12 protein-coding genes are annotated in these 12,571 nt (G+C 72.7%); 5 read left to right on the top strand and 7 right to left on the bottom strand.

Annotated features, from left to right (window positions below):
* Positions 1-3 precede the first annotated feature (3 nt).
* Both flgL and G8A07_RS15300 read left to right on the top strand, forming a co-directional pair.
* Positions 4-894: a flagellar hook-associated protein FlgL gene (gene flgL, locus G8A07_RS15305; RefSeq protein ID WP_195792897.1), complete on the top strand. Its 891-nt coding sequence runs from the start codon at positions 4-6 to the stop codon at positions 892-894.
* A 16-nt stretch (positions 895-910) separates the two neighbouring features.
* A complete protein-coding gene (locus G8A07_RS15300) occupies positions 911-2,002 on the top strand; it encodes a hypothetical protein (RefSeq protein WP_195792896.1) in 1,092 nt (363 codons plus the stop codon).
* A gap of 3 nt (positions 2,003-2,005) precedes the next feature.
* Here the strand turns inward: G8A07_RS15300 and G8A07_RS15295 are convergent, their stop codons facing one another.
* The 3 genes from G8A07_RS15295 to rpoN all read right to left on the bottom strand — a co-directional run bounded on the left by G8A07_RS15295 (position 2,006) and on the right by rpoN (position 4,125).
* Entirely contained in the window at positions 2,006-2,428 is a 423-nt protein-coding gene (locus G8A07_RS15295) for a CBS domain-containing protein (protein ID WP_195792895.1), read from the bottom strand.
* Positions 2,429-2,498: 70 nt separating this feature from the next.
* On the bottom strand, positions 2,499-2,660 hold the full coding sequence (locus tag G8A07_RS15290) for a hypothetical protein (protein ID WP_195792894.1): 162 nt from the start codon (positions 2,658-2,660) through the stop codon (positions 2,499-2,501).
* A gap of 67 nt (positions 2,661-2,727) precedes the next feature.
* The gene (gene rpoN / locus G8A07_RS15285; RefSeq protein WP_249937011.1) at positions 2,728-4,125 is read right to left on the bottom strand and encodes an RNA polymerase factor sigma-54; all 1,398 of its coding nucleotides are present in this window, start codon (positions 4,123-4,125) and stop codon (positions 2,728-2,730) included.
* 212 nt (positions 4,126-4,337) lie between these two features.
* Here rpoN and G8A07_RS15280 point away from each other — a divergent pair, with 212 nt between their 5' ends.
* From G8A07_RS15280 to G8A07_RS15270, 3 genes are read left to right on the top strand one after another with little or no spacing between them, the layout of a single operon-like run.
* Positions 4,338-6,581 (top strand): ATP-binding protein, encoded by a 2,244-nt coding sequence (locus G8A07_RS15280; protein WP_195792893.1) that lies wholly within the window; start codon positions 4,338-4,340, stop codon positions 6,579-6,581.
* A 54-nt stretch (positions 6,582-6,635) separates the two neighbouring features.
* Complete coding sequence (locus tag G8A07_RS15275; RefSeq protein ID WP_195792892.1) at positions 6,636-7,094, top strand: PA2169 family four-helix-bundle protein; 459 nt, start codon at positions 6,636-6,638, stop codon at positions 7,092-7,094.
* 8 nt (positions 7,095-7,102) lie between these two features.
* Positions 7,103-7,837, top strand: a complete 735-nt coding sequence (locus tag G8A07_RS15270) for an SDR family oxidoreductase (protein ID WP_195792891.1) — start codon at positions 7,103-7,105, stop codon at positions 7,835-7,837.
* 11 nt (positions 7,838-7,848) lie between these two features.
* Here the strand turns inward: G8A07_RS15270 and G8A07_RS15265 are convergent, their stop codons facing one another.
* The 4 genes from G8A07_RS15265 to G8A07_RS15250 form a co-directional block, all read right to left on the bottom strand.
* Positions 7,849-9,210, bottom strand: coding sequence for a sigma-54 dependent transcriptional regulator (locus tag G8A07_RS15265; protein ID WP_195792890.1), 1,362 nt, complete (start codon positions 9,208-9,210; stop codon positions 7,849-7,851).
* A gap of 114 nt (positions 9,211-9,324) precedes the next feature.
* Complete coding sequence (locus G8A07_RS15260; protein ID WP_195792889.1) at positions 9,325-9,828, bottom strand: DUF411 domain-containing protein; 504 nt, start codon at positions 9,826-9,828, stop codon at positions 9,325-9,327.
* Positions 9,829-9,858: 30 nt separating this feature from the next.
* Complete coding sequence (locus tag G8A07_RS15255) at positions 9,859-12,138, bottom strand: copper-translocating P-type ATPase (RefSeq protein WP_213086167.1); 2,280 nt, start codon at positions 12,136-12,138, stop codon at positions 9,859-9,861.
* A gap of 111 nt (positions 12,139-12,249) precedes the next feature.
* Entirely contained in the window at positions 12,250-12,555 is a 306-nt protein-coding gene (locus G8A07_RS15250) for a copper-binding protein (protein WP_195792888.1), read from the bottom strand.
* Positions 12,556-12,571: the final 16 nt, after the last annotated feature.

Raw genomic sequence — 12,571 nt, 5'->3', positions numbered from 1 at the left:
AGCATGCGTATCGCCAGCAACCAGTACCACGCGACGATGAACACCGCGCTGCAGGCCGCCAACAGCGGCCTGGCGCAGGTGATGCAGCAGATGGCCTCGGGCAACCGCATCCAGGTGCCCTCCGACGACACCATCGCCACGGTGCGCCTGGCGCGCCTGTCGCGCGAGGAGTCGGCGCTGGGCCAGTTCCGCGACAACATCGGCGCCCTGCAAAGCAGGCTGCGCACCAGCGAGGTGACCCTGGGCAGCATGGAGCAGGACATGATGATGGCGCGCGACCTGCTGGTCTGGGCCGCCGACGGCGGCAACACGCCGGAGGATCTGAAGGCCATGTCGGCCTCGCTGGCCACCCTGCGCGACAGCCTGTTCCATGTCGCCAACAGCAAGAACGCCGAGGGCCGCTACCTGTTCTCCGGCACCGCCACCCTGACCGACACAGTGCTCTTCAACGGCGGCGCCGCCGCCGGCAGCCGCTACAGCGCCGGTGCCGGCATCAATGCCGATCTGCAGCAGGTCTCGGTCGGCACCGACATCACGGTGGCCGGCAATGTGCCGCTGAACGGCTACTACGATTTCCTGAACAAGCTGGACCTGGTCGTCACCGACCTGGCCGCCGGCAACCCGATCAGCAGCGCGCCGCTGACCGATCTGGACAACGCGATGAACGACGTGTCCGGCAAGATCTCCGAACTCGGCCGGCGCCAGAACATCCTGCAGACCCTGGACGACAACCACGCCTCGGTCAGCCTGTCCAACAAGCAGTCGGCGCTGGACCTCGGCGCGCTGGACTATGCCGAGGCCTCGGTGCGCCTGAACAGCTACACCCTGGCGGTGCAGGCCACGCAGAAGGCCTATGCCAAGGTCAGCAACCTGAGCCTGTTCAACGTCCTCTGATCCTCCCCCGATCCCCTTGCTGCAAGTGCCCGCCATCCCGAACCCGCCGCGCGCCACCGGCGCGCTGCTCAGCGGCAGCGACGCCGCCACCCGCACCCAGGCCATCGCGCCGCTGCCTGCCACGGGCCGCAGCAGCAGCCAGACCGGCAGCGCCGCATCGTTGCCGGCGCGCGCCGGCAATCTGCCGCGGGCGGGACAGGCGGTCGGCGGCAGCGCGCTGCGCGAGCCGGGGCTGCAGCAGCGCCTGGGCGCGCTGCAGCAGGGCCAGGCCTATCTGGACCAGCTGGGCGAGGCGCTGCAGGGCCTGAAGAGCGGCCTGAGCCAGGCCCTGGCGCGGCCGCAGTCCGCCGGCCAGGCGGGGCTGCAAGCGCAACTGGAAGCGGTCCAGCAGCTCTGGCGCGCCCGCGCCGATGCGGCCGGCGGCGCGCTGGATGCACGCCTGCAGACCCCGGCGGAGGGCGAGGCCACGCGTCAGCGCTTTCGCCTGCGCGGGCTGGACCTCAACACCCTGGCCTCCGACGGCAGCGAGACCCTGCGCCTGAGCCTGCCCGGCCAGCCGCGCCCGGTGATCGTGGCGCTGGACGGCCGCGGCCTGCAGCCGGGCCTGCAGAGCCTGCAGCGCGCGCTGGCGCCGACCGGCCTGCGGGTCGAGACCGGCGGTGGCGAGCTGCAGTTCAGCGTCGAGGAGTCGGCCTGGCCGGCGCTGCGCGACGGCCTGGGCATCAAGGGCGACGGCAAGCGTTTCCCCAGCGGCCAGACCGTGCGCGCGACGCTCGATCCGGCCGCCGACGCGCTGGCTCCGGCGGCCTGGAAGCTCGACGGCGCGGAGGCGCAACGGCGCAGCCTGGTGCAGGTGCTGGATGCGCAGGCACGCCTGAGCCGCGCCCGCCAGGCGCTGGACCAGCGCCTCGGCGCGGCCGAGACCCTGGGCCGCGATGATGGCGGCGACGCGGCCGCGCTGCACCGTTTCGCGGCCGAGTTCGCGCGCGCGCCGACGGCCGTACCGCTGGACTATGCCCGCCTGTCCGCGCTGGCGCCGGCGGTGCAGGGCCTGCATCGCGGCCAGGTGCAGCAGCTCTTGCTGCCGCGCGGCAGCGAGTTCCTCTGAGCCTCAGCCGCCCGGCGGCTCCGAGATCTCGCGCACCGTACGGTCCACCGGGCCGGGCTGGCGCAGCGCCAGGTCGCCCAGCGAGACGATGCCCACCAGCTCCTTGTCCAGATTGATCACCGGCAGGCGCCGCACCTGGGCCTGACCCATCAGGCGTTGCACCTCCTCGGTGTCCTGATCCTCGGTGCACCACAGGGTGCCGGCGCTCATCACGTCCGAGACGCAGGCCTCGTCCGGCACCAGGCCGCTGGCGACACCGCGCACCGCGATGTCGCGGTCGGTCACCATGCCCAGCAGGGCCCGGCCGCTGCAGACCGGCAGCGCGCCGACATTCAGCTCGCTCATCAGCGCCGCGGCATGGCGCAGGCTGTCCTGGGGTTCGACCACCCGCACATCGGTGGACATGATTTCGGCAACGGTGGGCATGTCGGGATCTCCTGTGACGAGGCTGACGGGTTCCAGACTCCGGCAAACGCCGCGCCCGAAGCCGCGCCGATCAGCCGGGCGGCGGCCGCGGGGTGAGCAGGTCGACGCCCGCACCCGGGTCCTCCTCGCCGGCCACCGATTCCTCGTAGGAGGGCGCTGGTCCGGGCGAGGGGGCAGGTCTTGCCGGCGGAGCCGGGGCGGGCGAGGGCGGTGGCGGCGGGGCTGGTTTCATGGCGGCTTCCTCGGGCGGGTGGCGGGGTGCTGCAGCCGCAGCTTGACACGGATCGGGGCCGGCCGCCTCAGGCATGGCTGCGGCGCCGCTCCACCGCCTCGATGCGCAGCATCTGGCGGTACTTGGTGACGGTGCGGCGCGCCACCATCAGGCCCTGCTGGCCCAGCTGGCGCGCGATCTCGGCATCGGACAGCGGTGCCTGCGGCACCTCGGCCTCGATCAGGTCCTTGATCAGGCCGCGGATCGCGGTGCCCGAGCAGGCGCTGCCGTTGCGGCTCAGCAGCGGGCGCGAGAAGAAGTACTTCAGCTCGTAGACGCCGGCCGGCGTCGCCATGTACTTGTTGTTGGTGACGCGCGAGACGGTGGACTCATGCACGCCGACCTCGTCGGCGATCTCGCGCAGCGCCAGCGGCTTCATCGCCATCGCGCCGAACTCCAGGAAATGACGCTGGCGCCGCACGATCGCGGCCGCCACGTCGAGGATGGTGGCGAAACGCTGCTCGACATTGCGCACCGTCCAGCGCGCCTCCTGCAGATGGCTGGCCATCTCGCCGTCGCCCCGCGCGCGGTGGCGCTGGAACAGCTCGGCATAGACCTGGTTGAAGCGCACGCGCGGCACCACCGCCGGGTTCAGCAGCACCCGCCACTGCCCGCGCACCCGGCGCGTCAGCACATCGGGCAGCACATAGGGCGGCTGCGCGGTCTCATAGCGCCAGCCGGGATGCGGGTCGAGCCGGCGCAGACGCCGGCACACCGCCTCGATGCGCGCGGGCGTGGCGCGCAGCGCATGGGCCAGGCCCATCACGTCGCGCGCCGCCAGCATCGGCAGGTGCTGAGTCACGATCAGGCCGGCCAGCTCGCGGGTCAGCGGGCAGTCGATCGCCGGCAGCTGCAGCTCCAGGCATTCGGCCACGCTGCGCGCGCCGACGCCGGCGGGGTCCAGCGCCTGCACCCGCTTCAGCGCGATCTGCATCTCGGCCGGATCGGCCGGCGGCAGCAGCTCGGCCACCTCGGCCAGCTCCGGCAGCGGGCTGCGCAGATAGCCGTCGGCATCCAGCGACTCGACAATGATGCTGGCCAGCAGCAGGTCGCGCGCCGGCAGGCTCAGAACGTTCAGCTGGCCCTGCAGATGCATCTTCAGCGAGGTCGGCTCGGGCATCCGCTCGAGCGCGGCGAGCTCCTCATCCTCGGCGCGGCGCGGCGCTGCCGAGCCCTCGCCGCGCCAGGGTTCGCGTTCATCGAAGGGGATGTCGAAGCCGCTGTCGGCGGCCTCGGCATCGGCCTGACCGGCGGGGCCGCCATCGCCGTCCTCGACCTCCAGGAAGGGATTGCGCCCCAGCTGCTCCTGGACCAGGGCCGCGAAGTCCAGCGAGGACATCTGCAGCAGGCGCACCGCATGCTGCAGGCGCGGCGAGATCGCCTGCTGCTGTTTCTGGGCGCTGTGCAGATCCATCATCGGGGCCATGGTCGTCTCCCTGGGCTGTCGCTCGTCGGGGTCGCAATAGGCGTGCCGCATGCGCCGGCCCGAAACCTTTGCACACACAAGCGCCACCGCGCCGGGCGCCGCCGGGCCTAGATTGGGAACGCGGCCGCCGCGGCCCAGCGTGGGGCCGGTAGCTTTTGCCGCCCGGCTGCGGGCTTTGCCGCAATTTGAGGAGCCCGCACCGGTCGCCGCTGATGATGTCCGTCTCGATCCGAACCCGATTGCTGCTGCTGATGGCCGCGGTGCTGCTGCCGGCCGTCAGCGCCGCGCTGTGGGTGATCGGGCGCACCTGGCTGGACGAGCGGCATGCGCTGGAGGGCCATCTGCGCGACAGCGCCCGCGCGCTGTCGACCGTGGTGGACCAGGAGCTGACGCATCGCGCGGTGATCGCGCGCGTGCTGGCGCTGTCGCGCATGCTGGATGCGGCGCCCCAGGTGCCGCCGGAGCAGATGCTGCTGTTCGCGCAGCAGGCGCGGCGCGCGATGCAGGGCCTGGGCGGCTGGATCGAGGTGCACAGCCCGACGCTGCTGCTGCTGGACACGCGCCGCGACGAGGAGGGGGCGGCGCTGCCGTCCTACCAGGCCCATCCGCAGGGCCTGCGGCCGCTGCTGCCGCGCCCGGAGGTCGGTGCGCTGCGGGCGGGGTCGGACGGCGTGCTGCGCGCCGCGATCGTGCAGCCGGTGGAGCGCGGCGGCAAGCCACTGCTGAACCTGGTCGTGACGATCCTGCCGCAGGAGTTGCAGGCGCTGATCGACCGCCAGCGCCTGCCACCGGACTGGGTGGCGGCGGTGGTGGACAAGGAAGGCACCTTGGTCGCGCGCCATCCCGGCGGCGTGCGGCATGCCGGGCGCGACCTGCCGGCCAGCGTGCGCCGGCAGCTGGCGCTGGGCAGCGAGGGCCTGTTCCGGACGCTGGACCTGGACGGGCGGCCGGTGCTGGCCTATTTCAGCACCTCGCCGCAGGGCTGGACCTATGTGACCGCGGTGCCGCGCGACGCGCTGGCCGGCTGGAACACCGGGGCGGTGCTGCCGGTGGTGCTGGGCGCGCTGGCGCTGCTGGCCCTGGGCGCCGGCGGCGCGCTGTGGGTGGCGCGCCGCATCGCCGGGCCGGTGGAGGCGCTGGGCGCCGCGGCCGCCGCGCTGCAGGCGGGCGAGCCGGTCGACGCCCGCTCGACCGGCATCGCCGAATGCGACGCGGTGGTGGCGGCCCTAGTGCGGGCCGACGAGTCGCTGCGGCGTTCGCGCGCCGAGCTGCAGCGCCGCGTCGAGGAGGCGGTGGCGCGCACCCGCGAGGGCGAGCAGCGCGTCGCCCAGAGCCAGCGCGCCGAGGCGCTGGGGCGCCTGACCGGCGGCGTCGCGCATGACTTCAACAACCTGCTGGGCGTGATCAGCAACAGCGCGCATCTGATCCGGCGTCGGTCCGAGGCGGCCTTCGACCGCGCGGCGCTGGCGCTGCCGGTCGCCGCCATCCTGCGCTCGGTCGAGATCGGCAGCCGCCTGACCCAGCATCTGATGCGCTTCGCCGGGCGCCAGCCGGTGCGGCCGCAGCGCGTCTGGCCGGCGGCCTATCTGCCGGAGGCGGCCGAGCTGCTGCGTACCGTGCTGGGCAAGCAGGTGGTGATCGAGGTGGCGGTCGCGCCGGACACGCCGGCGCTGCGCGTCGACGCGGCCGAGCTGGAGCTGGCCCTGATCAATATGGCGCTGAACGCGCGCGACGCGATGGACGGCCGCGGCCATGTCTGGCTGCGCGCGCGCCGGGCCGAGCCGCAGGAGCAGATCGAGCTGGGGCTGGGCGACTTCGTGCTGCTGAGCTTTGCCGACGATGGCTGCGGCGTGGCCGAGGGGCTGACCGAGAAGGTGTTCGAGCCCTTCTTCACGACCAAGGCACAGGGCCGAGGCACCGGCCTGGGCCTGAGCCAGGTGCATGGCTTCTGCACCCAGGCCGGCGGCACCGCGCGGCTGGCCAGCACGCCGGGCCTGGGCACCACGGTCTCCTTGCTGCTGCCGGCCGACGCCGGCACGGAGCCACCGATCGAAGCCCAGCCACCGGCCGCACCGATGGGCGGCCTGGAGGGCGCGCGGGTGCTGCTGGTCGAGGACAACGAGGAGCTGGGCCGGGTCACCGCCTCGCTGCTGGCCAGTTTCGGCTGCCGGGTGCGGCATGCGCGCGGCGCCGACGAGGCGCTGGCCCTGGTCGGGCCGGGGCAGGAGCCGGTGGATGTGGTGCTGTCCGATGTCGCGATGCCCGGCGCGATGGACGGGCTGGCGCTGGCCCGGGCGCTGCGCCGCCGCGACCCGGCGCTGCCGGTGGTGTTGATCAGCGGCTACCACGGCAGCGCGCTGCGCGCCGCGCCACAGTTCCCGGTGCTGCCCAAGCCCTGCGCGCCGGCCGAGCTGCTGGCCGCGCTGCGCCGCGCGATGGCGCGCGAAGCCGGATAGGCGGGCACGCCGCCTGCCAGGGAAAACTATCCCCACGCACCGCAGGAGGCCGGCATGGATAGCCAGGACGTCATCGCGACCCTCAGGCAGCTGAGCGAGAACTGCCGCGACGGCGAGCAGGGCCTCGGCGGCTGCGCCGCGCGCGCGAGCCATCCGCAGCTGCGGCAGCTGTTCGAGCGCCATGCCGGCGAGCGCCACCAGGCCGCGGCCGAGCTGCAGGCGGCGATCCGGGCATTGGGCGGCCAGCCGGAGCCGGGCGGCAGCGTTGCAGGCGCGGCGCTGTGCGGCTTGCCGGCGCTGCAGGGCATGCCGGGCGGCGACAGCGATCTGGCCCTGCTGGAGGCCTGCGAGCGCGGCGGGGATCTCGCGCTGGCGCGTTACCGCCGAGCCCTGTCGCAGGACCTGCCGCCGGCGGTGCGGGTGCTGCTGCAGCGCCAATGCGATGGCGCGCAGCGCAGCCACGACCAGGTGCGCACGCTGCGCGACCAGGCGCGCGCGGCGCAGGCGATCTGAGGCCGGCGATGCACGACGGCGATTCCCTGCGCGGCAAGGTCGTGCTGATCACCGGCGGCGGCCGGCGCCTGGGCTGCGCCACCGCGCAGCGCCTGGGCGAGGCCGGTGCGCGCCTGGTGCTGGCCGATCCGGAGCCGCGGCGGGCACGCGAGCGCGCGCTGGCGCTGGGCTTGCATGACATCGAGGCGCTCGGGGTCGGGCTGGATGTCGGTGATGCGCGCCAATGCGCGGCCGCGGTCGCCAGCGTGCAGGCGCGCTACGGCCGTCTCGACGCGCTGATCAACAATGCCGCGCTCGACGCCACCGCGCCGCTGCCCGGCAGCGCCGGCGAGGACTGGCGGCGCGTGCTGACCACCCATCTGCTGGGCCCGCTGACCCTGGCCAAGCAGGCCGCGACCCTGATGCCGGTCGGGCAGGGCGGGCATATCGTCAATATCGCCGCCACCGCGGGCCGGCGCAGCTGGCCGAGCGCCAGCGCCTATCACGCGACCAAATGGGGGCTGCTGGGCCTGTCGCATGCGCTGCACCAGGAGCTGCGGGGGCGCAACATCCAGGTCTGCGCGTTGCTGGCCGGCGCGCTGAACCGGCCCTTCGAGGCCGCGCAACAGGGCCCGGCGCCGCGCCCGCATCCGCTGCAGGTGGCCGACCTGGTGCGGCGCCTGCTGCTGCAGGAGCCGCGCGCGGCCCGGGACGCCGCGCCGGCCCTGCTGGTGCTGCCGGACAGCGAGCCGGCCTGGGCCTGAGCCGGCGGTCGCTATCGGCCGCCATCGGCCGCATATTCCTTCAGCCGGTTGTAGAGGGTCTTCAGGCTGATGCCCAGCACCGCGGCGGCGCGTTCCTTGTGGTGGTTGTAATGGCGCAGGGTCGCGAGGATCAGCGCGCGCTCCATCTCGGCCATCGAGCTGCCGATCGGCAGCGAGACCAGCTCGGCCGCGCCGGCATCAGCGCCGCCGCTCGGTGCGGCCTCGCCGGGCAGCCATTGCGCGTCGATGTCCGCGTCGCTGGCCATCACATAGGCGCGCTGCACCGCGTTGCGCAGCTCGCGCACATTGCCGGGCCAGCGGTAGGCGGCCAGCCGTGCCAGGGCCTGGGGCGTGAAGCGCTTGGGCGCACCCTCCTGGGCGCCGATGCCGGCCAGGAAATGCTCGGCCAGCAGCGGCACGTCGCTGGCCCGGTCGCGCAGCGGCGGCAGCTCGATCGGGAACACGTTGAGCCGGTACAGCAGGTCCTCGCGCAGCTTGCCGCTCTCGACCGCCTGCTGCAGCGGCCGGTTCGAGGCGGCGATCACGCGCACATCGGCGTCCAGGGTCTGGGTGCTGCCGACGCGCATGAAGCGCCCGCTCTCCAGCACCCGCAGCAGCTTGACCTGCAGCTCGGGCGGCATCTCGGTGATCTCGTCCAGGAACAGGGTGCCGCCGCTGGCGCGCTCGAAGAAGCCCTGGTGCTGGCGCTCGGCGCCGGTGAAGCTGCCCTTCTCGTGGCCGAAGATCTCGCTCTCGATCAGGTTGGGCGAGATCGCGCCGCAGTTGACCGCCAGGAAGGGCTGCTTGCGGCGCCGGCTCAGGTCGTGCACCGTCTGCGCGACCAGCTCCTTGCCGGTGCCGCTCTCGCCGCTGATGAAGACCGACACGCCGGTGCCGGCGACGCGCGAGATCTGCTCGTAGACGCGCAGCATCACCGGGGCGCGGCCCCACAGCAGGCCGAAATTGCCGCTGGCGGCCAGGCCGGCCTGCAGGTCGTCGACCTCGGCGCGCAGCGCGGCCGGCTTCATGAAGCGCGACAGCACGCCCTGCAGCGCGCCGAGCTGGATCGGCTTGAGCAGGTAATCGGCCGCGCCCAGGCGCAAGGCCTGGATCGAGGTCTCCAGGCTGGCATGGCCGGTGACCAGCACCACCTCGGAGTTGGCCACCAGCTGCGGGTCGGCGAACAGCTCCATGCCGCTGCCGTCGGGCAGCTGCAGGTCCAGCAGCACCAGATCGGGCTGCTGCAGCGCGATCTGGCGGCGGGCGTCGCGCAAGCTGCGGGCGATCGCGACGCTGAGGTCCGCGCCGGCAATCAGCGCGCGCAGCGAATCCACCGCATCGGCGTCGTCGTCGACGATCAGGACATGGATCACGGCGGCGCATCCTCCGGGTTGATCGACCGGATGAATTTACCCGCTCGATGCCGGTGCCGCCGCCGGCGCCGCGGCGCCGATGTATCGAATGGTGACGCCCGCGGGACCGCCCGCTCAGGCTTTCTTGACGATCGATCGGTGGTAGCTCTGGTAGACCTTGGCGCCGCCGTCCTTGCTCAGCAGCAGCACGTCATAGGGATCCTTGCGATCGCCATAGGCCGGCCCGTCCATGCCGGGCGAGCCGACCGGCATGCCCGGCACCGCCAGGCCCAGGGCCTTGGGCCGCTCCTTCAGCAGGCGCAGGATCTCGCGCGCCGGTACATGGCCCTCGATCGCGTAGCCGCCGACCAGGGCGGTATGGCAGGAGCCATACTTGAGGTCGATGCCCAGGCGCTTGCGCATCGCGGCATTGCCGACATCGTCCACCCGGGTGCGCAGGCCCGCGGCCTGCAGGTGCAGCACCCAGTCCTGGCAGCAGCCGCAGTTCGGATCCTTCCAGATCTCGACCAGCGGGCCGCCCGGTTCGGCCGCCAGGGCGGGCAGGGCGGCGAGCGCCGCGGCGGCGCCGAGCAGGCGGCGGCGCGTCGGGGAAGAGGTTTTCGTCTTCGAAGTGATCATGAGGTTGTTGGGGTCGGGTTCGAGGGGAGTTCAGCCGCGGCGCAGCCGCAGCGCGTTGGCAACCACCGAGGCGGAGCTGAGGCTCATGGCCAGCGCCGCGACCATCGGCGACAGCAGCCAGCCGGTGAAGGGATAGAGCAGGCCCGCGGCCAGGGGCACGCCCAGGGCGTTGTAGAGGAAGGCGAACAGCAGGTTCTGCTTCATGTTGGCGACGGTGGCCTCGGACAGGCCGCGCGCCAGCGAGATGCCGCGCAGGTCGCCCTTGACCAGGGTCAGCTGGGCGCTGTTCATCGCGACATCGGTGCCGGTGCCCATCGCGATGCCGACGTCGGCCTGGGCCAGCGCCGGGGCATCGTTGATGCCGTCGCCGGCCATCGCGACCACCCGGCCCTCGGCCTTCAGCCGGGCCACCAGGGCCAGCTTGTCGGCCGGCTTGACCTCGCCATGGACCTCGTCGATGCCCAGCTGGCGGCCCACCGCCCGCGCGGTGGTCATGCCGTCGCCGGTGGCCATCACGATGCGCAGGCCGGCCGCCTGCAGCGCGGCCAGGGCCTCGGGCGTGCTGGCCTTGATCGGATCGGCCACCGCCAGCAGGCCCAGCAGCTGCCCATCGGCCGCCAGGTACATCACGCTGGCGCCCAGCGAGCGCAGCGCCTCGGCCTGGTCCTGCAGCGGCCGCACCGAAACACCGAGCTGGTCCATCAGCGCGGTGTTGCCCAGCGCCAGCTGGTGTGCGCCGACCCGGCCGCGCACGCCGATGCCGGAGCCGGACTCGAAGTCCTCCGGCTTGTCCAGCGCCAGGCCGCGCTCGCGCGCCGCGCGCACGATGGCGTCGGCCAGCGGATGCTCGCTGCCCTGGTCCAGGCTGGCGGCCAGGCGCAGCACCTCGTCCGCGGACTGGCCCGGCACCGGGATTACGCGCTCGAAGGCCGGGCGGCCCTCGGTGAGGGTGCCGGTCTTGTCGATGATCAGGGTGTCGACCTGGCGCAGTTTCTCGATCGCCGCGGCGTCGCGGAACAGCACGCCGCCACTGGCGCCGCGGCCGGTGGCGACCATGATGGACATCGGCGTGGCCAGCCCCAGCGCGCAGGGGCAGGCAATGATCAGCACCGCGACCGCATTGATCAGCCCATGCACCCAGCGCGGCTCGGGGCCGAACAGACCCCAGGCCAGCAGGGTCAGGATGGCGATGGCGATGACGGCGAGCACGAAGTAGCCGGCCACCTGGTCCGCCATGCGCTGCATCGGCGCGCGCGAGCGCTGCGCCTGCGCCACCATTTGCACGATCTGCGCCAGCATGGTCGCCGAGCCGACCCGCTCCGAGCGCATCACCAGGGCGCCGTTGGTGTTCAGGGTGGCGCCGATCAGCTTGTCGCCGGTCTGCTTGAGCACCGGCACCGGCTCGCCGGTCAGCATCGCTTCATCGACGGCGCTGCGCCCCTCGACCACGACGCCGTCGACCGGCACCTTCTCGCCGGGGCGCACGCGCAGCAGGTCGCCCACATGCACATGGGCCAGCGGCACGTCGCTTTCCTGGCCCTGGGCGTCGATGCGGCGCGCGGTCTTGGGCGCCAAGCCCAGCAGCGACTTGATCGCCGCCGAGGTCTGCGAGCGGGCCCGCAGCTCCAGCAGCTGGCCCAGGAGGGTCAGCGAGATGATGACCACCGCCGCCTCGAAATAGACCGAGACGCGGCCCATCGCGCGGAAGGAGTCGGGGAAGACCTGCGGCGCGAGCGTCGCGACCAGGCTGTAGAGGAAGGCCGCGCCGGTGCCCAGCGCGATCAGGGTCCACATATTCGGGCTGCGGTTGCGGACCGACTGCCAGCCGCGCTGGAAGAAGGGCCAGCCGGCCCACAGCACCACGGGCAGGCTCAGCGCCAGCTCGATCCAGCTCTGCGTCGCCATCTCGAACCATTGCAGGCGATGCCCGAACATCGCCAGCCCGGTGACCACGGCGGTGGCCGGCAGGGTCCACCAGAAACGGCGCCTGAAATCCAGCAGCTCCGGGTTCTCCTCGGCCTCCAGCTCGGGCAGCAGCGGCTCCAGCGCCATGCCGCATTTGGGGCAGTTGCCGGGACGAGGCTGGCGGATCTCCGGATGCATCGGGCAGGTGTAGACGGCCGCGCCTGCCTCCGTGTTCTCGGGCGCGGGCTGCGCTGCCGGCGCCGGATGATGGTGATGATGGCCATGCACGGCCTGCGACGGCTGCCCCTCGGGCACCAGAGGCATGCCGCATTCGGGGCAGGATCCCGGCGACGATTGGCGAACCCGTGGGTGCATCGGGCAGGTGTAGCTGGCGCTGGATGTCATGTGGACCGGTCCTGTGGGCAGGCCCGTGCTCGCCCCGCGCGAGCACGGAAAGCCCCGAGTCTGGACCTTGTCATCGTGGCAAGGTCAAGCCCGGGGGGCGAGGCGGGCGGCTTACTTGGCGGCCGGCTGCAGCTCGGTGACCATGAAGCCGCTGGCGGCCTTCTCGGCGCGGAAGCGGATCTTGTCGCCGACCTTGACCTGCTCGACCATCGCCGGCTCCTTGACCTGGAACACCATGGTCATGCCCGGCATGTCGAGGTTCTTGATGTCGCCATGCTTGATGGTGAGCTTCTTGTTGTCCTTGTCGATCTTGCGGATCTCGCCGTCGCTCAGCTCGGTCTGGGCGATCGCGGCCAGGGGCAGACTCAGGCCGAGCATGGTGGCCAGGCCGATCTGCTGCAGGAGGGTCTTCTTCATCGGAGGTCCTTTCGTG

Source organism: Roseateles sp. DAIF2, from assembly GCF_015624425.1.
Lineage (GTDB): Bacteria > Pseudomonadota > Gammaproteobacteria > Burkholderiales > Burkholderiaceae_C > Kinneretia.
The sequence above is the reverse complement of the archived record's forward strand: the minus strand, read 5'-3'. Positions and strand labels throughout refer to the sequence as shown.

What these genes read in the sequence shown, in the direction of transcription:
- G8A07_RS15275 (WP_195792892.1), top strand. Translation starts at nt 6,636, where the DNA reads ATGGATAGCCAGGACGTCATCGCGACCCTCAGGCAGCTGAGCGAGAAC.
- G8A07_RS15255 (WP_213086167.1), bottom strand. Translation starts at nt 12,138, where the DNA reads ATGACATCCAGCGCCAGCTACACCTGCCCGATGCACCCACGGGTTCGC.
- G8A07_RS15270 (WP_195792891.1), top strand. Translation starts at nt 7,103, where the DNA reads ATGCACGACGGCGATTCCCTGCGCGGCAAGGTCGTGCTGATCACCGGC.
- G8A07_RS15250 (WP_195792888.1), bottom strand. Translation starts at nt 12,555, where the DNA reads ATGAAGAAGACCCTCCTGCAGCAGATCGGCCTGGCCACCATGCTCGGC.
- G8A07_RS15260 (WP_195792889.1), bottom strand. Translation starts at nt 9,828, where the DNA reads ATGATCACTTCGAAGACGAAAACCTCTTCCCCGACGCGCCGCCGCCTG.
- flgL (WP_195792897.1), top strand. Translation starts at nt 4, where the DNA reads ATGCGTATCGCCAGCAACCAGTACCACGCGACGATGAACACCGCGCTG.
- G8A07_RS15280 (WP_195792893.1), top strand. Translation starts at nt 4,338, where the DNA reads ATGATGTCCGTCTCGATCCGAACCCGATTGCTGCTGCTGATGGCCGCG.
- rpoN (WP_249937011.1), bottom strand. Translation starts at nt 4,125, where the DNA reads ATGGCCCCGATGATGGATCTGCACAGCGCCCAGAAACAGCAGCAGGCG.
- G8A07_RS15295 (WP_195792895.1), bottom strand. Translation starts at nt 2,428, where the DNA reads ATGCCCACCGTTGCCGAAATCATGTCCACCGATGTGCGGGTGGTCGAA.
- G8A07_RS15290 (WP_195792894.1), bottom strand. Translation starts at nt 2,660, where the DNA reads ATGAAACCAGCCCCGCCGCCACCGCCCTCGCCCGCCCCGGCTCCGCCG.